17 protein-coding genes are annotated in these 20,477 nt (G+C 40.3%); 16 read left to right on the top strand and 1 reads right to left on the bottom strand.

Annotation, left to right across the window (positions count from 1 at the left end; translation table 11 throughout):
• Positions 1–20 precede the first annotated feature (20 nt).
• The 11 genes from E4K67_RS06195 to E4K67_RS06145 all read left to right on the top strand — a co-directional run bounded on the left by E4K67_RS06195 (position 21) and on the right by E4K67_RS06145 (position 10,379).
• Positions 21–359, top strand: coding sequence for a glutaredoxin domain-containing protein (locus tag E4K67_RS06195; protein WP_135545547.1), 339 nt, complete (start codon positions 21–23; stop codon positions 357–359).
• A 101-nt stretch (positions 360–460) separates the two neighbouring features.
• A complete protein-coding gene (locus E4K67_RS06190; RefSeq protein ID WP_135545546.1) occupies positions 461–748 on the top strand; it encodes a hypothetical protein in 288 nt (95 codons plus the stop codon).
• A 293-nt stretch (positions 749–1,041) separates the two neighbouring features.
• On the top strand, positions 1,042–2,094 hold the full coding sequence (locus E4K67_RS06185) for a class I fructose-bisphosphate aldolase (protein ID WP_135545545.1): 1,053 nt from the start codon (positions 1,042–1,044) through the stop codon (positions 2,092–2,094).
• A gap of 84 nt (positions 2,095–2,178) precedes the next feature.
• On the top strand, positions 2,179–3,219 hold the full coding sequence (locus tag E4K67_RS06180; RefSeq protein WP_135545544.1) for an agmatine deiminase family protein: 1,041 nt from the start codon (positions 2,179–2,181) through the stop codon (positions 3,217–3,219).
• A complete protein-coding gene (aguB, locus tag E4K67_RS06175) occupies positions 3,216–4,100 on the top strand; it encodes an N-carbamoylputrescine amidase (protein WP_135545543.1) in 885 nt (294 codons plus the stop codon). The genes E4K67_RS06180 and aguB overlap by 4 nt, the downstream gene beginning before the upstream one ends.
• A 329-nt stretch (positions 4,101–4,429) precedes the next feature.
• On the top strand, positions 4,430–6,166 hold the full coding sequence (locus E4K67_RS06170) for a HAMP domain-containing methyl-accepting chemotaxis protein (protein WP_135545542.1): 1,737 nt from the start codon (positions 4,430–4,432) through the stop codon (positions 6,164–6,166).
• 293 nt (positions 6,167–6,459) lie between these two features.
• A complete protein-coding gene (locus E4K67_RS06165; protein WP_243454345.1) occupies positions 6,460–6,930 on the top strand; it encodes a hypothetical protein in 471 nt (156 codons plus the stop codon).
• A 156-nt stretch (positions 6,931–7,086) separates the two neighbouring features.
• Positions 7,087–7,572 (top strand): hypothetical protein, encoded by a 486-nt coding sequence (locus tag E4K67_RS06160; RefSeq protein ID WP_243454344.1) that lies wholly within the window; start codon positions 7,087–7,089, stop codon positions 7,570–7,572.
• Positions 7,573–8,166, top strand: a complete 594-nt coding sequence (locus E4K67_RS06155) for an accessory gene regulator ArgB-like protein (protein WP_135545540.1) — start codon at positions 7,573–7,575, stop codon at positions 8,164–8,166. It begins immediately after the preceding gene.
• A complete protein-coding gene (locus tag E4K67_RS06150; RefSeq protein WP_135545539.1) occupies positions 8,163–8,285 on the top strand; it encodes a cyclic lactone autoinducer peptide in 123 nt (40 codons plus the stop codon). Before E4K67_RS06155 ends, E4K67_RS06150 begins: the two co-directional genes overlap by 4 nt.
• A 282-nt stretch (positions 8,286–8,567) precedes the next feature.
• Positions 8,568–10,379 (top strand): two-component system sensor histidine kinase NtrB, encoded by a 1,812-nt coding sequence (locus tag E4K67_RS06145; protein WP_135545538.1) that lies wholly within the window; start codon positions 8,568–8,570, stop codon positions 10,377–10,379.
• Between the two features lie 87 nt (positions 10,380–10,466).
• Here the strand turns inward: E4K67_RS06145 and E4K67_RS06140 are convergent, their stop codons facing one another.
• Positions 10,467–13,712 carry a DEAD/DEAH box helicase gene (locus E4K67_RS06140; RefSeq protein WP_135545537.1) on the bottom strand — a complete coding sequence of 1,082 codons (3,246 nt, stop codon included), beginning with the start codon at positions 13,710–13,712 and terminating at the stop codon, positions 10,467–10,469.
• Positions 13,713–13,950: 238 nt separating this feature from the next.
• On the opposite strand from E4K67_RS06140, the gene E4K67_RS06135 reads away from it, so the two are divergent.
• The 5 genes from E4K67_RS06135 to E4K67_RS06115 all read left to right on the top strand — a co-directional run bounded on the left by E4K67_RS06135 (position 13,951) and on the right by E4K67_RS06115 (position 20,060).
• Positions 13,951–14,538 carry a hypothetical protein gene (locus E4K67_RS06135; RefSeq protein WP_135545536.1) on the top strand — a complete coding sequence of 196 codons (588 nt, stop codon included), beginning with the start codon at positions 13,951–13,953 and terminating at the stop codon, positions 14,536–14,538.
• Between the two features lie 234 nt (positions 14,539–14,772).
• Positions 14,773–16,167: an aspartate kinase gene (locus E4K67_RS06130; RefSeq protein WP_135545535.1), complete on the top strand. Its 1,395-nt coding sequence runs from the start codon at positions 14,773–14,775 to the stop codon at positions 16,165–16,167.
• Positions 16,168–16,208: 41 nt separating this feature from the next.
• Positions 16,209–16,676: a YbaK/EbsC family protein gene (locus E4K67_RS06125; RefSeq protein WP_135545534.1), complete on the top strand. Its 468-nt coding sequence runs from the start codon at positions 16,209–16,211 to the stop codon at positions 16,674–16,676.
• A 200-nt stretch (positions 16,677–16,876) separates the two neighbouring features.
• Entirely contained in the window at positions 16,877–17,860 is a 984-nt protein-coding gene (locus tag E4K67_RS06120; RefSeq protein WP_135545533.1) for a DMT family transporter, read from the top strand.
• A 25-nt stretch (positions 17,861–17,885) separates the two neighbouring features.
• Complete coding sequence (locus E4K67_RS06115; RefSeq protein WP_135545532.1) at positions 17,886–20,060, top strand: DNA topoisomerase III; 2,175 nt, start codon at positions 17,886–17,888, stop codon at positions 20,058–20,060.
• Positions 20,061–20,477: the final 417 nt, after the last annotated feature.

Below are 20,477 nucleotides of genomic sequence, written 5' to 3'. Positions count from 1 at the left end.
GAATAAGGAGATGAATAGAGATGAAGAAAGTCATTATGTTTACCAATAATACCTGACCCTATTGCACAATGGCGAAAGAGTTTCTCTCGCAAAACAAAATTTCTTATGAAGAAAAAAACATTAGCAGTGATAATCAAGCAAGATCTGAGCTACAAAGACGTAACATTAGTGGGGTTCCTGCTTTTTTAATTGGTGAAGATGTTGTCGTGGGCTTAGATAAAGAAAAGCTCCTAAAGTTAGTGGATCACCCTGTGATAGAATGCGAGAAATGTTCGAAGAAGATGCGGGTGCCAATAAAGAAAGGTACAATCCAGGTTACTTGCCCGAAGTGCGCCCATTATTTTAACGTCCAGACCTAAGTAAAAAGAGGGACTTCGTTCGTGCGAAGTCTCAATGTTCAACTTTAGTTGAACGATTTCACTAAAGCACTCAACAAACGTAGAATGAAGGTGGTTAATTAATGTTTAAAATTACTGAGGATTGCGTTGAAAAAAAAGCCATGTCGGAATACTTTTCCTCTGAGGCAAAAAAGGGTACGGCGGAATTCGAAGAGCTGATCAAAAAGTTTGAAGCGGAACCACAGTATATATTTCGAATGAGAGATCAAGACCTCGAAGTCTACTATATCGGCTACTCGGATGACTGTACTAGACCAAGGGGCTTTGATCCGTTAGATATGTATGGAGAGTATTATGGGTGTATGGACATCCAATACCTCAATGCCAAAGGTGAATATGAAAGACTCTAGTTTAGACGCTAGATATATTTGGACTTCTGGAAAAGACTATTTACTAAACAATTAAATAAGATTTCAAGTCAGATTTTGATGTTTTTTTGTACTAGTCAGAAAGTATAATTTTCAATTATTTTAAGCATAAGTGCACGACGAAGGCTACCACCAGCACCTGAAGGCTTGGTGCTTGCCTTCGTTTTCTTTAGATTATAATTGTTTAAATTATTTATAATTTTGTAAAAATTTATACTACAAGTACATGTTTTGTATTAGAATATAGAGATAAAGGAATGAAAGGATGAGGGTAAATGTATCGTAAGATTGTTTCTATTTTAGGGGATGAGGCTAAGGATTTGTTAGAACACAAATGTATGACTATTCCTAAAGAACTCATTCATCTACCAGGTTCGGATTTTATTGACAGGGTATTTGGGATGACTGACCGATCAAATAGTGTTTTGAGGAATTTGGCTGCGCTTTTTAATCATGGACGTCTAGCTGGAACTGGTTACCTTTCGATATTACCCGTTGATCAAGGCGTGGAACACTCTGGAGCAGCGTCTTTTGCACCTAACCCGATTTACTTCGATCCTGAGAATATTGTCAAACTTGCAATAGAAGGTGGGTGTAACGCAGTTACATCAACTCTTGGGGTGTTAGGAGCGGTATCACGTAAATATGTTCATAAAATCCCGTTTATTCTAAAAATTAATCATAATGAACTGCTGACCTATCCAAATACATTTGACCAAAAGTTATTTGCATCGGTTGAACAGGGCTTCCAAATGGGAGCCGTGGGAATCGGTGCTACGATATATTATGGTTCGCAGCAGTCAGGGCGACAAATTGAAGAAATCAGCGCAGCCTTTAGACGTGCCCATGAGTTGGGTATGTTTACAGTGCTTTGGTGCTATTTGCGCAATGATGGTTTCAAAAAGGACAAGGTTAGCTACGATGCTTCGGCGGATTTGACGGGGCAGGCTAACCATTTAGGAGTTACAATAGAAGCCGACATTATAAAACAGAAACAGGCGACCAATAACGGTGGGTATGTTGCTTTAGGATTTGGTCAAACAAGTAGGCTCGTCTACGATAAATTGACGTCCGACCATCTGATCGATCTAACACGCTATCAAGTTGCAAACTGCTACATGGGGAGAGCGGGTCTGATTAATTCTGGAGGTGCTTCGGGAGAAAATGACTTACAACAAGCGGTGAAAACTGCTGTTATCAATAAAAGAGCAGGCGGGATGGGTTTGATCTCTGGCAGGAAATCATTTCAGAAACCCATGAGAGAAGGCGTCGAATTGCTTAATGCGATTCAAGATGTCTACCTAGAGAAAGGTATTGATATAGCTTAACGAACAAAGCAACTTTATCTTCTTAAGATGATGAAGTAGAATAAGAGAATAGCTTCTAAACAACTAAGAAGATGAGGGAATGCAATGTATCCAACAAACCTAAACTACACTATGCCGGCAGAATGGGTCAAACACTCGCGTACCTATATTTCTTGGCCGGTTCAGTCATCGATGTGTTATCCAGAGGATTATGAAACGGTTTGTCTTGGCTATACCGAAATTATCCAGGCTATTGCTGAATTTGAACCGGTGACGGTTATAGCAAATACCACTAACTCGGAAAAGCTCTCTCGAATATTTCAGAATGAGCGGGTTGAATTTATTTATATCGATCATAATGACGCCTGGTTACGGGATAATGGACCGACGTTTCTAATCAAAGATACGGGGGAGCTAGCGGGGGTCAATTGGCAGTTTAATGCCTGGGGTGGTAAGTATGCGCCGTGGAATTTAGATGATCTGGTTGCTCCTCAAATTCTTAACTCTGTCGGAGTAAAATGCTTTGATGCGCCCCTAGTGATGGAAGGAGGTTCCCTCCATGTCGATGGAGAGGGGACGCTTCTGACCACGGAGCAGTGTCTCCTAAATCCTAATCGAAACCCGGAACTAACGAAAGAACAGATTGAAGCGGAATTGAAGAAATTCCTGAATGTACAGAAAATTATCTGGCTCAAAAAAGGGTTAGATGGGGATGAGACAGACGGTCATATCGACAATATCGCCTGCTTTGTGGCACCTGGTAAAATCCTGATTCAGGTTTGTGACGATCCTGAGGACGAAAATTACCAGATCACTCAAGACAACTTAAAGTTACTAGAGTCGGAAACCGATGCCCTAGGGCGGAAATTCGAACTAATTCCCATCCAACAGCCTCCAAAATTGTGCGATGTAGAGACTGGTACGCGATACACCTTGAGTTACCTGAACTTCTATTTCGTCAATGGGGGAATCATCTTGCCTGTTTTCGGGGGTGAAGCTGCTGAAACCGACGGCTTAGCTGTGCAGATGTTGGGCAAACTCTTCCCAGAAAGACGGATTCGTACAGTCAATGGCATGGCGATTATCCGGGAAGGCGGCAATGTGCATTGTACAACTCAGCAGATGCCGGAGGGTGGTGACGTATGAGAAACGTAATAGTGGCGGCTACGCAGATGTCTTGTTCTAAAAGTATCGATGAAAATATTGAAAAAGCAGACGGGTTAGTTAGGGAAGCTGCAAAAAAGGGTGCTCAAATTATATTGCTTCAAGAGTTGTTTGAAACCCCCTATTTCTGTCAAAAGGAAAAATCCGACTACTATGTCTATGCGACGGAATTGGAACAGAATAAAGCCGTTCAGCATTTTAAACAAGTAGCTAAAGAGCTACAGGTAGTTCTGCCAATTAGCTTCTATGAGAAAAAAAACCAAGCCCGCTACAATTCTCTAGCAGTCATTGATGCCAGTGGAGATGTGTTAGGGAAATATCGCAAGAGTCATATACCGGATGGGCCAGGTTATGAAGAAAAATTCTACTTTAACCCTGGTGACACGGGATTTAAGGTCTGGAATACCCAATACGCAAAAATCGGGGTTGGGGTCTGTTGGGATCAATGGTACCCAGAGGGGGCGCGATGTATGGCCTTAATGGGTGCTGAATTGCTTTTCTATCCGACGGCTATCGGTTCTGAGCCCCAAGACGGGTCCATAGATTCTAAGGATCATTGGCAGACTTGTATGCTCGGGCATGCCGCTGCAAACCTGATGCCAGTGGTTGCCTCAAACCGAATCGGGGTTGAGGACGACGAAGATTCCGGGATAACCTTCTATGGATCTTCCTTCATTGCTGGACCACAAGGAAACAAGGTGGCAGAGGCTAGCCGGACAGAGGAAACCGTTTTGGTGGCTGAATTTAATCTGGAACAACTTGAGACGCAAAGGCTAGAGTGGGGGATTTTTCGGGATCGCCGACCTGACTTATACAGACTAATCTCCTCGTATGATGGTGAGATAACTATCAAGGGTGACTGAATGAAAATAACCATCACAGAAATCTTCTGCAAATATCCACTGTACAAAAGGGTTCATCCTAAAAAGAGAGTCTTTCACACGTCCGTGTGAAAGACTCTCTTTTTAGGATGAGCGTATTTGAATTAACCAACACGTTCTCTCTAATTTCTGGGACCTAGTTCGAAAAATAGCCGATCAAAATAATTAGGGAATATAATTAGTAAGGAGAAGAAATTTAGACAGAACACACTATCGTAACAGAATAAAAAGGATTGATAGAATGTATGTCGAATCATTGACAATGATAATAAATTGAAAGTATAAGTTAGAAGATTTAAGGAGTTGCAAAAATGAGTAAACTAAGTACTTCGAAGTCCGCGATAAACTACGGGATACGCATTAAACTACAATTGGGTTTCTTAGCAGTCTTGCTCTTAACAATGCTTGTGGGTGGAGTGGGCTATTATGGAGTCTATAAGATCAACCAGGGTGCAGAAGAACTTGGAGGACATTGGTTGAAAGCAACGATTGCCTTAGCGCAAGTTGTAGAGGATACTGAAGATACTCGGCGCACCCTATTGTTGGGATTTACAATGCGTGCTGATCCGACAGAATACCAAAACAGCAAAACAAGTTTTAATAGTTATAAGATTAAGTGGGAGAATGACTTTACCACATATGAAAAATATGTATCTACATCGGAGGGAAAAGCAAGAAACGCAGCGATGCGAAAATCATTTGATGCCTATATGGTTGATGCTGATCAGGTTTGGAAATTGGTAGAAGAAAAAAGTGAGGTTGAAGCTCGATCAGTGTTAACTGAAAAAAGTAAATTAAGCTTTGAACAGCTTCTTAAAGATATGGAAGATCAGATGGCCTTCATGGCTGTTGGGGGAAATCAAGCAGTACTTGATGCTGATGCTACTAATAAATCTGTTTTGAGACTTCTGATTATTTTCGTGGCCCTAGCCTTAATCGGGGGAACTGTTTTAGCTATTATGTTGGCCCGACATATTAGCAAGCCTCTTGCAGTGGTAACCAAGGTAGCTCAGGCTGTTGCAGAAGGGGATTTGAATGTTCAAATGCCGAAAATAAAAAATAGAGACGAGATCGGCGTTTTAGCCAGTGCTGTCGCGGAGATGGTAAATTCGCTTCGCGCAGTCATTAGCGAAGTTTTAGTCCAGTCCGAGAGTGTGGCGGCGACCAGCCAAGAATTGTCGGCTGCTGCTGAGGAAGCGACTGCTAGTAGTGAACAAGTGTCCGATACGCTAGCCCAACTTGCGAGCGGGGCATCGGATCAAGCCATCTCCGTCGGAGATACAAGTGGTGTCATTGAACAGCTTGCGGCAAGTGCACAACAGGTTGCAGAGAATGCAGAGGCGGTTAGTCAAAGTAGTGGTAAGGCTGCTCGGGCTGCAGAGATGGGGGCTGTACAGGCAGAAAACGCTGTGCAAAAAATTGAACAAATTCGAGAAGTGTCAGCCCAAACAGCTGATGCCGTTTTTCAATTGGGAGATCAGTCCAAACAGATTGGGCAAATCGTGGATGTGATCAAAGGAATAGCCGACCAAACGAATCTGCTAGCCTTAAATGCTGCCATTGAGGCTGCTCGCGCGGGTGAACAGGGGCGAGGCTTCGCGGTTGTTGCCGAAGAGGTGAGGAAATTGGCAGAGCAATCCTCGATATCGGCAACGCAGATCGCAACCTTAATCGATAATATTCAACGCGAGACGGAACGTACTGTCGAACTGATGGAGAAAGGGAAGGTGGGAGTTGCCGCAGGAGTTGAAGCGGTTAATTTAGCAGGAAATTCCTTCAGGACAATTGTAGACGAGGTCAACTCGGTCGTTAATCAAATTCAGCTCGTCACTGCTGCTTCGCAGCAAATGGCCATCGGGACCACCCACGCCGTTAAATCCGTGGAGAGCATTGGAGTAATTGCGGAGCAAACTGCAGCCAGTGCCGAAGAGGTTTCCGCTGCGTCTGAAGAACAAGCTGCTACGATGATATCGGTCAGTCAATCCGCAGAAGCTTTGGCAAAGCTGGGGGAAAGCCTCATGAGTGCCGTTGCCAAATTTAAGGTGTAGCGTTTATTATCTTTATTAAGACCAAACTGGAATGAATGAGCCATAATCTCCTATTTTGTGGGGATTATGGCTCATTTTAGATTGTCGAAATATTAACCAGAAAAGTTTATTTTTCAGAAGACAAAATTCGTGCCAATTCATCAGTTTCTTGTGAGATAATAGAAGAAAAAGGAAAAATTAAGTTCTACTAGGAGTTTATCCAATAATTCTCTTTATCAGAATTAATTCTGATAAAGAATCCTGAATGTAAGTTGAGTTGCTTGAGAAGGTGGTGAGTACTTATCAAGATTCCATTGATTGCTTTGCTCTTACAAGGTATACCAGAACAAATTGCAGTTGTAACATTAGCTTGTGTAATTGCCAAATTACCTTTGAAGTTGAATAAAGTTCTACTGATTGGGGTCGTTCTAGCTTTTTGTGCGTATGGAATAAGACTGCTTCCTATTCCTTTTGGGATTCATACTATTATACTAATTATATTGTTAGCTATATTTTTGGCTGGCTTAGGGGAGAAAGATATCGGTCGATCTTTTTTTATAAGTTTAGTAACAATTTTAGCTTTAGCAATACTCGAATATAGTTGTATGTCATTGTTAATGGTTTTATTTGGATTTGCATCAGAAGCCCTATTCAATAACTTAGTTCTAAGGATTTTGGTTGGAGAGCCACAAGTACTTCTTTTATTTGTCGCTTCTTTGCTTCTAAAAAGATATTTTGCCAAAGAAGAATGCTGGAAGTTTGAACCAGAGGTAATGCAAGATTAATTAACATATAAGGCGCTGAGGGTTATTAGGAAATAAAGTCCTCTCCAAGCCAGTAAAATTATTTTTTTGTACGACAAGATTCGAGCAAATCTTCTCTTGCAATATGTAATAATTGAATAAGTAGAAGAGGTCGGGTGTTAGGGTACTTAGGTCAGTTTGTTTGGTAAGTTTGGAGAGGTTGTGAGATCTATTAAGATTCCATTCATTGTGTTGCTCTTTCAAGGAATACCAGAACAAACCGCAGTCGCAACATTAGCTTTTGTAATTGCAAAAATACCTTTGAAGTGGAATAAATTATTATTAATTGGGGTTATTTTAGCTGTTTGTGCTTATGTTGTGAGACTGTTTCCCATTCCTTTTGGGATCCATATTATTTTATTAATCATTTTATTATTGATAGCTTTGATTAAGTTAGGCAACGGTGACTTCAGTTTATCTCTTCTTGCAAGTTTATTGAGTTTCTTAGCATTGGTAATATTTGAGTTTGTTTGTCTATCATTGCTTATGCCTGTTTTTGGTTTAACATCTGAAAGTCTATTCACTGACTCGTTTATAAGGATTGCGATAGCAGAACCCCAAGTCCTACTATTATTTATTACAGCTTTTTTGTTAAAAAAATTCTACAATAAAGAGGTTGAATAAATGAGCTTTTCTGAAAATATTAGTCTTAAACTCACTGAAGTAATAACAAATGAATTGGACTATAGCGAAGGTAAAAAAGAAATCATAGCCTATGCCATCGAGACAACATTGCTTTTTGTAGTAGGCTCATTTTTAATCGTTCTTTTAGGATATGCTTTTAAGGCTTTAATACCAGCTGTTATTGCGGCCGTTTTTGGGGGCTTATTGCGCAGAGTATCGGGAGGAGCTCATTTTAGTTCCCCTTTAAAATGTTTGATCATTGGTGCTATTATTTATAGTGCTATTGGAGTTGTAACTAAGAAACTCGTTGAGTATGACTTTACTAATCAGTATGTTTTACTAATTATTTTACTTTTTTCTTTTTTACTAGTAATACTCTTAGCCCCAGTAGACAGTGAAGCAAAACCAATCCATTCCAGCAGCCTGAAATTTAAACTCAAGATTTCATCAATAGTTTTTGTAATTGTTTCATTCTTAGTCATTTCTTTCGTTGACAATAAATTAATAAGCGTTAGTGCAGTTTTGGGTGTGTTTTACCAAAGCCTAACCCTACTGCCTATTTTTAATAGAAAAGGAGGTGAGTATAGATTATGAAAAGGCACTTATTTACCGCAATCGCATCAATACTAATGCTCCTAGCAAGTGCGACCTCAGTTTTTGCATGTGGCATATGGACGTACCAGCCCAAAACTCCGAAAGCCTTGCAAAGATAATTAGAAGTTAGTCCACCTAAAACACATTTGGGCAAACAATTTAAAAGCTGGGATATCCCAGCTTTAAATTGTTATTGTTATGGATTTGTTTTAGCTTTTAAGACGTTCATGAGAATCAATTTCAGGTGACTTAAAATAAGATTAAGCTTTCAAAGTCAAAGTAGTGAACTATACCCGCTAGGGTGTTTGCTAGACTAGACTAATAACGTTGATGCATGAAGGCTTGCGTAAGTGCAAGTCAACTTTCTTTTATTATATTTCAATTAGTCGGAGGAAAGCTTGATGGTCTTTAATATTAAAAATTTCTTAAGTAAACAATCTATTATTCAATTAACACTATTTAAAGTCATCAGTAGTATACTTGGGTTTTTAATTATCTTCATAATTCTCTACGGACAAAACTTTTGGGAGAAACAAGCTCTACAGTTTAATTTCAATTTATTGCTCAGTGGCTCAAATCTACAATCCAAAATACAATCTCAGATTTCTAATATAGAAGAATTGAAACAAAATAAAAATTTAACAAAGAACCAAAGACTGTTATTGATACAGAATATTATACAACCTATCATAAATGAAAATAAAAATGATATTATTGGTTATTATGATCTTGAATTGGGTTTAACATTAAAGAATAACAATTACTCTAATATTCCATTTGATGAAATTAAGTCTTTCAATAGCTCATCCATCGAATTTAATAAAATATCAAATGTTAATAATGTCGTTAATATTAATTTGCCAATTTATGATAAAGACAAATTAGTAGGCTATGTATTAGCTAATGCTAAGATTGCTGATTATGTCTCAGAATCATTTAATGAATTGAGTCAAATCATCATCTTAGCATTAAGCCTATCAGTCATAATTATATTCTTAATTAGAAAACATATTAAACAGATAGAATATTATCTAGATAAATTTTGCAGGATTATCATTATTAATAGTGAAGAGCGTGAGCAGGAACAAGAGCAGATTTTAATTAAATTGCCGGAATTAAAACCTGTATTAGATAAGATTGCTGGTTTTACGAATGATTTAAAGCGAATTAATAATGAATTGGAATTATCAAAACTTAAAATGATTAAAATCATGGAAGGGATTTCTGACGGTTTTTTTGCATTAAATCGAGGTTGGGAGTTTACCTTTGCTAACAATGAAACACAGAAAATTATTAGCGAGGATAAGCTTGAACTAATAGGAAAACGAATATGGGAGGTATTCCCTCAGGTTATTAGTACATTAACTTATGAGAAAATGCAGGAAGCGATGGTTCAAGACGAAGCTGTTCATTGGGAAGCTGACGGGTTTACGATGATTGATCAATCCTATGAATACCACGCTTATCCATTTAATGAGGGGTTGTCAGTTTTTTTTAGGAATAATACGGAGTCCAAAAAGCAACAATATGAGTTTGCCCGTTTGGAAAGACTTAACCTTATTGGTCAGCTAGCAGCTGGGATTAGTCATGAGATTAGAAATCCTCTGACTACGATTAGGGGTTTCTTACAATTGTTAGGGGCAAAATCCAATTATGTTCAGGATAAAGAGTATATGGATTTAATGATATCTGAGATTGACCGTGCTAATTTGATCATCACAGATTTTTTGTCATTAGCTAAATCAAACATTGAGAATATTTTGCCCCATGATATTAATGATGTAGTCAATAAAGTATTTCCAATGCTCCAAGCAGATGCCTTCAATAGCAACAAAGAAGTCGCGACAGATTTAGAAATAGTACCTAATGTCCTGATCGACGAAAATGAAGTTAAGCAACTTATTCTAAATTTAGTTCGCAATGGACTGGATGTTACGCCTGAGCATGGCAGTGTCCTAATATGTACATATTTAAAAGGAGATAGAGTTGTCTTAGCTATCAAAGACCAAGGGAATGGAATACCTAAAGAGATACAAGAAAATGTAGGTATTCCATTTTTTACGACAAAAGAAACTGGGACTGGACTTGGTCTGGCAATCTCTATGGGGATTGCACAAAGGCATAATGCGGTGTTTGAGTTTGAAACAGGACATAATGGCACGACCTTTTATACGCTTTTTCCTACGTTTGATCACAAGAGTTACCCAATCTGAATCAAAATAATCCCTTATATAGATAGATTTAATCTATATAAAAGTATCTGTAGATTAAATCTGGGGATTACCGTTTGGAAGCATGCCTTAATTCAAATCAAACAGCTCTCTCAATTCTTGTTCCGATAATTTGGAGAGCATAGTTTCTCCAGGTTGAATGACGCTATCGATGAGCGTCTTTTTTTTGGCTTGCAAGGCGTTGATTTTTTCTTCAACTGTTCCTTGAGTAATAAGTTTGATCACCTGTACGGCGCTTTTTTGGCCGATGCGGTGTGCTCGGTCTGTGGCCTGATCTTCCACGGCGGGGTTCCACCATGGGTCGTAGTGAATGACCATATCGGCTCCGGTTAGATTTAAGCCTGTGCCACCCGCTCTTAACGAAATCAGAAAGACCTTTCCAGTGCCAGCATTAAAGGCGTTGGCCATTCTTAGACGGTCTGCAGCTTTTGTCAAACCAGAAAGATAGAAATACTCAATACCCTCCGAGGTTAGATGACGTTGGATGATGTCCAGCATCGTCGTAAACTGAGAGAATAGTAGAACCCGGTGACCGCTATCGATTGCATCTTGAAGGATTTCTTGCAAAAGTAGCATTTTCCCGCTCTCCCCAGTGTAGTTTTCCAAGAACATGGCCGGGTGACAGCAGATTTGTCTAAGTCTCGTCAGAGCTGCGAGGATTTTCATGTGACTTCTGTTATACCCTACAGTTACAATTTCTTGGGCAATTTTCCCTTTCGCCTCCTGTAAATAGGCTAAGTATAATTTTTTCTGCTCTTCTGTCAAGGGTGCACTCATTAGAGTTTCAATCTTGTCGGGTAGTTCTTTAAGCACATCTTTCTTCAGTCTTCTTAAAATAAAGGGGTTGGCATGTCGACTTAATTCTGCAAGTGGTTTAGGGTCTTCTCCTTTAATAATCGGTATTTCGTATTTCTTGCGAAACTCCTGGTGGGATAGGAGATAGCCAGGCATGATGAAATTAAAAAGGGACCAAAGTTCGGAGAGCGAGTTTTCAATTGGGGTTCCTGTCAGGGCAAAATAACCCTTGGCGTGAATCTGCTGGACAGATTTTGCATTGAGGGTTTGAGGATTTTTGGTGTGTTGAGCCTCGTCTAAAAAACAGTAGGAAAACTTAAACTCAGCAAATTTATCAATGTCCCGCCTCAGTATGGGGTAGGAAGTGACCACTAGGTCCCATTGCTCTTTCATATCGGATAAAAGTATATGCCGTTCCTGGGGGGTCCCTTCCACAACTAGAACTTGTAGGGTAGGAGTGAATTTCTTGGCTTCCTCCTGCCAGTTATAGATTAATGACGTGGGGGCGATGACCAACGCGGGACCATGGGAATTGGGTTTTTCTGATAAAATAAAGGAGAGGACCTGAATGGTCTTACCCAACCCCATATCATCAGCAAGAATCCCTCCAAGGCCATACGAAGCCAGTGTTTTTAGCCATTTAAAGCCAGTTTTCTGGTAGTCTCTCAACACAGACTGCAACTCTGCGGGGATTTCGAACTCCCCGTCTTGAGGTTCGAGGATGCTTTGGACCAATTGTTTGAAGGCTTTATTGCGATGTACTCCCGGTAAATCAGCCTGACGCAAAAAGCTGTCAATGTACATAGCTCGGTATTTAGGCAAATTAAGCAGTTTGTTGTTGAGATCTTTAGCGTCAAGGTCCAAGTAATCTAAAAGTTCAGCAACAGAAGTTAACTCTGCCTGGTTTAAATCAAGGAATGAGCCATCCCGGAGGCGGTGGTACTTCTTCTTTAATTGGAGTGAGTGAAAAATGTCCGACAATTCTTCTTGTTCAATATCACTATATTGAAAAGAAACTTCTAAGATGTTCAGGGTTTCGTCTAAACGTACTTGGCCAGAGAATGTAGTAGAGGTTCGGACTTTGACTTTGAACTGATCGGAGTAATATAGTTCGGCAAGGAGTCGCAGTTGAGGAAGCCAGGTCACTGTGAATTCAAAGATTTGATCGTCGTCTTCAAGGTGGATTTGGCCTTTGGAAACAATAAAATCGGCTTGTTCAAGTATGTTTAAGATTTTTCGCTCTTCTTCTACAGAGCGTATGAGGATCACAGTGCTATCGGCTGAGTTATTAGTGGTTTCCCGAGTAGAGGCAAAGGGGTTAATGATAGTGTCACCGTAATGGAATTCTAAACGGGCAGTGATTCCCATATCCTTTGCGCGATCAAAATATATATTTGCTTGTAAGGTCTCCTGGCTAAATTTTCCTTCTAGGGTGGGGTCAATAGACACCTGACCCAGTTTCCCGAGTAAGGGCAGAGCCTCAGAAGCAAATAACTCCTTTTGTGCTGATGGAATGAGAAGATTGGTCGAAGATCCTTTGTGGAGTGCCCTTAGAATTGGTGGAAGAAGATTTTTCTGGGCAGAAGAAGCCCGATAAATGTTTTCCTGGTAGGAGTAGTAACTGCCATCGGGTGTAAGTTGGAGAGGTATTTCGTCACTTTCTAGTGCCAAAGTAAGATCTTGATCTTGAGCCTGTAGAGTGAACTCCATCGGGAGCTCACGCCTGACGATTTGAGTAGGAAGTAAAGGGGCGGAGCCGATGCACCAAAGAAACACTTTGTCTCCTAAGGCGTCCAGAAATTTCGTCAAGTAATACCCACTCAGTGGCAGGGACTTTTGGCTTAGGAGGCTGGTTGTATAGAAGGGCCCTTGCATATCCATTAAGGCTGTATGTTGCTCCACCATTTCCTGGAGCATGGCGATGAGCGCTCGATCTTCTTCCTTAAAGGATTGGCGCGATGGTTCAAACGTAAATTGTTTGCCGAATTCAAGAGATCGCCCCGTTGTGGTAGAGGAAATGAATTGTTCAATGTCCTTGACTACGTAGAGTCGCTGTAGTCCCAGTTTAAGCTGTATTTGGGCAGAAACACGTCGACCCGGAATGATTTGAAGTTCTACGACGAGGGTCACCTCTTCTTGGGGTATTTCTTGGTGATGATTAGAAAACACCTCTAAGAGATCCTCCACAACGCGGTTAGGGATTACGGGATCAGGCCAAGCAGTGGGTAACTTCTGCTGAGCTGCTTTTAATACGGCGATGACATGCTTGCAGGCTCCAGGAAAGTCTGTGAAGGTTGGGCAAGAGCAGCGGTAGGAGCGTACAGAACTGTCATTTTCAAAAGCTACCTGAACGGCATAGCGCAAACCTCCTATGACATTAGCGTTTACTAAGCCTTTATCAGGGGCGAAAACGAAATTTCTGACCCTTCCTGCCGTGTAATAGGAAAAGCCCTTCTTATAAACTAGATTATTATCGGCGAGATCTTGAATTATTTGCTCAGAAATGTTAAAGCGAAGCATGAAATACTCCTTTTGTTGGCATTATTCTTTGAAGGATATCTATTAAGAATATCATAGTTGAGGGTGCCTAGTCTATTTCACTACTTGCGAGGCTCAAATATAGTTAATGCTTGAAGCGTTCTAATATTGTATTAATATAGAATTGCAGGAAAACTGTGCATATATGTAGAAGTGATACTATATGGTAAAGAAAAGTTAAAGAAACATAATTGAAATACTTAACAGGGGGGGATGTTGCGTGCTTATTACCTGTGATAACAACATGCAAATGGGCTATATTTATTTGATGCCTAATGAGACGACCGCTGAGTACACCCTCGAGAAAAGTGATATCGGACTATATTATGATGTAAATAGTCTTAGCATCCCACGAATTAAATGGCTTGGCATGGGTCAAAGTTTAAGCAATATGCGTTTGGCGACTAAGACGTATAGAGAAGCTGTCGATAATGCCTTTCATTGTGAATACTGGAATGATCTAGATAATGCCGGATATATGATGGGAATCGAATTGTATTTGACAGAAGAAGTGCTGTTGCCTTTAGTAGCACATCAAGCTTTCAAACTTTACGATATACGCTGGCGTAACAGTGATTTCAGAGTACTTACTTTGGACGCGTATCATGATGTTCTCAATAAAGATAATATAATTTATCCCTTAACCTTAGAAAAGGATGCTTTTGTCGTAATAGCCATTGATCCATTATCCCAAGTAGGTAAGATTATGGCCCTGATTTCTGCGCGGGATGACTTATATCCGATCGATTATTTGCAAAAACCACTGTTCATGTTAGCTAATTCAAGTCGATCTTTCGGCAGAGAGTAGTCTTAATAGAAATAATCATCATCATATCTTGGCTATATATCTAGTTTTCGAGACCCCCACTTCTATAAAGTGGGGGTCTCGAAAACTTCAGGTAGGGTCCTGTTTTCTTGCTCCCAGAGACAAAGGTTTCTGGTGGAAGTACATTAAATTCCATGGAAATGAAGGAATTTGATGAACTTTAACGAATAATAGTGTCTAGAGGAAAAATGGTAGAAGAGGGGTAGAAATTTAATTATGCTTACTGTCGAAAAAATTGGTGGAACGTCAATGTATCAATTTCATAATGTCCTTAACGACATTATAGGATACCCAAGCTCAGAGAGATTTCATTATGGGAGAGTCTTTGTTGTCTCTGCCTATGCAGGGGTAACCAATATGCTCCTTGAAGATAAAAAAACGAAAGCTCCAGGAATCTATCAACATTTTATTAAGGGTGAAGATTATACAACTTCCATTGATCACTTATTAAGTGAGGCCCTAAAAATTAATGAATCGTTTATTGATATTGGCTTGGATGGAAACGTATGTCGTGACTTTCTTATTGAACGAATCATGCAAACAAAGGCTTATCTAAATAGCATGGAAGATATCATTGCTTCTGGGTATGTCGGGCGGGATAGTATATTTTCTGCAGCTCGAGAGTTGCTGGCATCCATAGGTGAGGCACATTCCGCCTTTAATACTGTAAACATACTTCGTAACAATGGTATTCTCTCTGAGTTAGTGGATCTAACAGGATTTCGCGATTCTAAACAACTTTCAATCAGCGAACGTATTGAAAAATCGTTCAGATACGTAAATCCTCAGGAGGCTATACTTGTTGCTACCGGGTATACAAAAGGGATCGAAGGAATCATGAGGGAATATCAACGAGGATACTCAGATATAACCTTTTCGAAAATTGCCACCCATCTTGAAGCAGATGAAGCAATAATCCACAAAGAATATCATTTATCATCTGCTGATCCGAAAGTCGTGGGTGTAGATAAAGCGATTGTAGTGGGTAGGACAAACTACGATGTTGCTGACCAACTCGCGGACATTGGAATGGAAGCGATTCACCCGAACGCATCGAAACCGTTAGAAATGGCGGGAATAAATCTCCGCATCAAGAACACCTTTGAACCAGATCACCCTGGAACGGTGATCTCCAACGATTATATTGGTCCCCAAGCGAAAATAGAAATCATTGCAGGTTCCGATAAAATTGTGGTCTTGGAAATTCATGATTCATCAATGGTCGGAGAAATAGGTTTTGATTTAGAGATTATGAACAAGTTTATGAGTCATAATATTAGTTACATCATGAAAGCTACGAACGCAAATAGTATCTCGCTTGTGATCTGGGAATCGGATCTTAATGACGACTTAGTGCCTGAGCTGGAGGCAGAATATCAGACAGTTACACTTCAGGAGGCGGCGATCGTCTGTGTGATTGGTTCCAATATTGCTATGCCAAAGATTTTAGCAAGAGCGGCGAATGCTCTCGCTAAAAATAATATCAACATTAAATGCGTGTCCCAGTCTTTGCGCCAAGTAAATATGCAATTTGTTATTGATAGAAAAATGTATAAAAAGGCCATAATAGCCTTGAACGAAGATTTATGTCTAGCCGATATTAACCAGTGAACTCGTTAAATTCTATGTTATAAGTAGGAGGCAGCCTAAGTATGTCAGTAGAATCTGTTGAAGCATTTTTAAAGCAAGCAAGAAAAGATATTGAAATATTAACGTTTGGGGATACCAGCACGGTTGCCAAAGCTGCAGAGGCTTTGGGCGTAACTCATGGAGAGATAGCCAAGTCATTGTTGTTTAAAGTTAAAGATGACTTTGTTATGATCCTCATGGCTGGGGATAAACGTCTAGATAACCGGAAGTTTAAAGATCTCTTTAAGGCTAAAGCTAAGATGCCTGAAGCAAAAGAGGTTGTGGAGGTAACAGGACATCCCGTTGGTGGGGTATGTCCATTTGGCTTACAACAATCCATACCTATTTATCTCGATTACTCCTTGCAATCTTACATTCATGTTTTTCCAGCAGCGGGTGCACCGAATACGGCAATAAAGCTAAATATTGACGACCTATTTGAACTGACTCAGGGACAGTGGGTGGACCTCATTCAATCCGAAATTGCCTGAGATCGCTGACGACAAAAATTAATGCTGATCCTCATATATGACGATTGCATTGATTTTGAAACTAAAGAGGACCAAATGCTGGTTCTCTTTTTCTGTGCTTGTTCTAGAGAGTTCACAGAAACTCTATTTGACCATTTCCTAAATAAGGGCTATTATTTATCAATATGTAAGAAGAAAAAAGCATTACGGAAGGGACGAATATGAACTTAGATTTTCGAAAAAATGAACGTGGCTTTAGATACTACTTAAAGAACAGATATTGGGTTATTGGCATTGCGTTATTTTGCGCTGTACTATGGGGGAGCGCTTTTCCGGTCTTGAAAGTAAGCTATGCCGAGCTTGGGATAGCACCCGATGATCGTTACGCCATCATTGTCCTCGCCGGAATCCGATTCTTTATTTCTTCATTGCTCATTTTTGCTTTAATTGTTGTAGGAATTCGTCAGTCTCCAAAGGTTAAAATTGCAATGCTCCCTCAGCTTTTTCTACTGGGCTTATTGCAAATTAGTTTGATGTACTTCTTTTTCTACAATGGTCTGGCTCATACCTCGGGGATGAAAGGGGCTGTTTTATCCTCGGCTGCTATCTTTTTTGTGGTTGTTCTTGCCCACTTCGTTTATGTTGATGATCGTCTGGATTGGCGTAAGATCTTAGGCTTGATTGCAGGCTTTGCCGGGATTATCTTGATTAATTCTGGACAGAACTTCACCTTTGATTTTTCTTGGCAGGGCGAAGGCTTTATGATTTTATCCGGCATAGTTAGTGCTTTTGGAACAATTTTAGCAAAACGGATTTCCAAAGAGGTTCATCCCTTTGTTCTGACGGCGTGGCAAATGCTTTTAGGATCGGTAATTCTGATCGCTGTGGGGTTACCTAGCTTAAAACCTCATTCTATGGTCTTTACGAACAAAGCCTTAGTGCTTCTAGTTTATTCGGCCTTTCTCTCCGCAACCGCCTTTTCTCTCTGGTATGCCATTTTGAAATATAATAAAGCGGGTGAAATAAGCGTCTACAAATTTATGACCCCAGTCTCTGGAGCCATGTTGTCTGCCTTGTTCATTCCAGGTGAACGCTTGACTCTAAATATGTTTATGGCCTTAGCGCTAGTGGCCTTCGGGGTGATCATAGTGAACTACAAGAGGAAGATTCTTAAAGAGGCTCTTTTGCGTGAGGGTCCTTACTGAGACTACATAAGGTGGGAAGTATGACATGGGAAAAACACTAGTATTGACAGAAAAACCCTCCGTTGGTCGTGAGGTGGCGAAGATTCTGAATTGCAATCAAAAAAGTAACGGTTGCTTCGTAGGGCCTCGCTATATTGTGGTTTGGGCACTCGGGCACTTGGTGACGCTCGCAGACCCAGAATCGTATGATGAAAAATATAAAACTTGGAAGATGGAAGACCTGCCAATGCTACCCGCTAAAATGGACTTAGTGGTGATGAAAGAAACCTCGAAACAATTTGGAGTGGTTAAAAATCTAATGAAGAGTCCAGAGATTGATGATCTCATCATTGCGACGGATGCCGGGCGAGAAGGTGAACTGGTCGCTCGTTGGATCATGAAAAAAGCGGGCTGGCGAAAACCTGTCAAACGGTTGTGGATCTCTTCTCTAACTGAGCGTGCTATAAAGGAAGGGTTTAACAATTTAAAACCTGGTAGGGAGTATGAAACGCTATATGCCGCAGCAGAATGTCGTGCAGAAGCAGACTGGTTAATCGGTCTTAATGTCACTAGAGCTTTAACGTGTAAATATAATGCCCAACTTTCGGCTGGAAGAGTTCAAACCCCTACCCTGGCAATGGTTGTAGAACGGGAAAATGAAATCAAACAGTTTGTTCCCAAAGACTATTGGTCGATTAATGTCTTAGCGACTGGAGTTACCCTTCGCTGGCAGGACAAATTTGGTCAAACTCGACTATTCGATAAATTGAAAGCAGATCATTTGGCGGCTAAGGTGACTGGACAGACTGGGGAAGTGTTAGAGGTCAAAAAAGAGGGGAAGAAGGAACTGCCGCCACTTGCTTATGATCTCACCGAGTTACAGCGAGATGCTAATCGAAAATATGGCTTCTCCGCCAAAACAACGTCCTCGGTCATGCAGCAGCTTTACGAAAACCATAAAATAGTGACCTATCCTCGCACCGATTCTCGTCATATTAGTGAAGACATCGTGGCGACGTTGCCAGAACGTCTCAAAAGCATTGCCTTGGGTCCTTATGTTGATTTGGCGCGAAGCATCTTGAGGAATAAACTTATCATTACGAAACGGTTTGTTGATGGTTCAAAAGTATCGGACCACCACGCCATCATTCCAACGGAGCAACCTCCTACGTTATCTAGGCTTAGCTCGGAAGAATTAAAAATTTACGATTTAATCGTCAAACGCTTTATCGCTGTACTCTCTCCTGCGTTTGAATATGAACAAACGAAGGTCGTGGTGGGTATAAAAGGAGAAATTTTTACTGCGCAGGGTAAAGTCGTGAAGCTTAAAGGATGGCGGAAGATTTATGAGGGGTATGGCAGTTTAGATGGTGACTCTGAAGACGGAGAAGCCGAACAAACTCTCCCAGAATTTCGTAAGGGGGAGATACTGAAAAACCTGTCTGTTAAATTAGCGACGGGTAAAACAAAACCACCTGCTAGACATACGGAGGCCACCTTGCTTTCGGCGATGGAACATCCCGGGAAATTGATTGATGATCAAAAGCTACGGGAAGTGATGGATCAAAGCCATGGACTGGGAACACCAGCAACGCGTGCAGAAATTATTGAAAAGCTTTTTAACTCTTTCTACATGAATCGACAGGGCAAAGAAATCATCCCTACATCTAAAGGGATTCAACTGATCAGTTTGGTTCCACCTGAACTGAAATCGCCGGAACTAACCGCCAAATGGGAACAACAATTGACAGAGATTAGCAAGGGTCGGATACCAAGTCAAACTTTTCTGACTGGAATCAGGGGATATGCCACTCAACTCGTATCAACGGTAACTGGCAGTGCTCAAACCTTTAAACATGATAATTTGACAAGAAATAAGTGCCCGGAATGCGGAAAGTTCCTTCTTCAAGTAAAAGGGAAGAAAGGTGAGATGTACGTCTGCCAAGATCGTGAGTGCGGGTACCGCAAGGGGATATCTCAAACGTCGAATGCAAGGTGTCCTGAATGCCACAAGAAAATGGAGGTCAAGGGGGATGGAGACAATAAAATGTTCTCCTGCGTGTGTGGGCATCGCGAGAAACTTTCGGCCTTTACGAAACGAAGAGAGACTGAAAAGGGTAATATAAATAAAAGAGAAGTTGGATCATTTCTCCAAAATCAAAATGATCGTGGCTTAGTCAATACTGCGCTAGCAGATGCGTTGGCTAAATTCAAGAAATAAACTAAAAAACACCTTTTGGGGTGTTTTTTTAGTTTATTTTACCTGTTCTCCTTAGATTAATTCAATCTTATTGAATGTTGATCAAGTACGAAGTGATGCTGTAAATGGAAACAAAATGTGAAGTATAATAATAATGTATTCATGCATTAGTATTAAGGTAATAAATTCATGGATGAAGTATAATTTAAATAAGATTTTTGGCGTTCTCATACTATAAGGAAAGGAGATACAATAGGTGAAATAATGGACGTGTCATGGGGATCCATTATTTTGGAGAGTCCTTTGATTCCCCTGAGTTTCTGAATAATATTCAAAGCTTGGAAGAGGATCAAATGTCAGAAAATAAAGTAATAAATTCTGAATATTGTTGCAGGGATTTTTAATATTCTGTCAAATAATAAGATGTATCCAGAATAT

Source organism: Desulfosporosinus fructosivorans, from assembly GCF_004766045.1.
Taxonomy (GTDB): Bacteria; Bacillota; Desulfitobacteriia; order Desulfitobacteriales; family Desulfitobacteriaceae; genus Desulfosporosinus; species Desulfosporosinus fructosivorans.
Note: the sequence above shows the minus strand (reverse complement) of the source record. Positions and strands in the feature narration are given on the sequence as shown.

Excerpts from the sequence above, each read along its gene's own strand:
- E4K67_RS06190 (WP_135545546.1), top strand. The coding sequence starts at position 461 with ATGTTTAAAATTACTGAGGATTGCGTTGAAAAAAAAGCCATGTCGGAA.
- E4K67_RS06185 (WP_135545545.1), top strand. The coding sequence starts at position 1,042 with ATGTATCGTAAGATTGTTTCTATTTTAGGGGATGAGGCTAAGGATTTG.
- E4K67_RS06180 (WP_135545544.1), top strand. The coding sequence starts at position 2,179 with ATGTATCCAACAAACCTAAACTACACTATGCCGGCAGAATGGGTCAAA.
- aguB (WP_135545543.1), top strand. The coding sequence starts at position 3,216 with ATGAGAAACGTAATAGTGGCGGCTACGCAGATGTCTTGTTCTAAAAGT.
- E4K67_RS06170 (WP_135545542.1), top strand. The coding sequence starts at position 4,430 with ATGAGTAAACTAAGTACTTCGAAGTCCGCGATAAACTACGGGATACGC.
- E4K67_RS06155 (WP_135545540.1), top strand. The coding sequence starts at position 7,573 with ATGAGCTTTTCTGAAAATATTAGTCTTAAACTCACTGAAGTAATAACA.
- E4K67_RS06150 (WP_135545539.1), top strand. The coding sequence starts at position 8,163 with ATGAAAAGGCACTTATTTACCGCAATCGCATCAATACTAATGCTCCTA.
- E4K67_RS06145 (WP_135545538.1), top strand. The coding sequence starts at position 8,568 with ATGGTCTTTAATATTAAAAATTTCTTAAGTAAACAATCTATTATTCAA.
- E4K67_RS06140 (WP_135545537.1), bottom strand. The coding sequence starts at position 13,712 with ATGCTTCGCTTTAACATTTCTGAGCAAATAATTCAAGATCTCGCCGAT.
- E4K67_RS06130 (WP_135545535.1), top strand. The coding sequence starts at position 14,773 with ATGCTTACTGTCGAAAAAATTGGTGGAACGTCAATGTATCAATTTCAT.
- E4K67_RS06125 (WP_135545534.1), top strand. The coding sequence starts at position 16,209 with ATGTCAGTAGAATCTGTTGAAGCATTTTTAAAGCAAGCAAGAAAAGAT.
- E4K67_RS06120 (WP_135545533.1), top strand. The coding sequence starts at position 16,877 with ATGAACTTAGATTTTCGAAAAAATGAACGTGGCTTTAGATACTACTTA.
- E4K67_RS06115 (WP_135545532.1), top strand. The coding sequence starts at position 17,886 with ATGGGAAAAACACTAGTATTGACAGAAAAACCCTCCGTTGGTCGTGAG.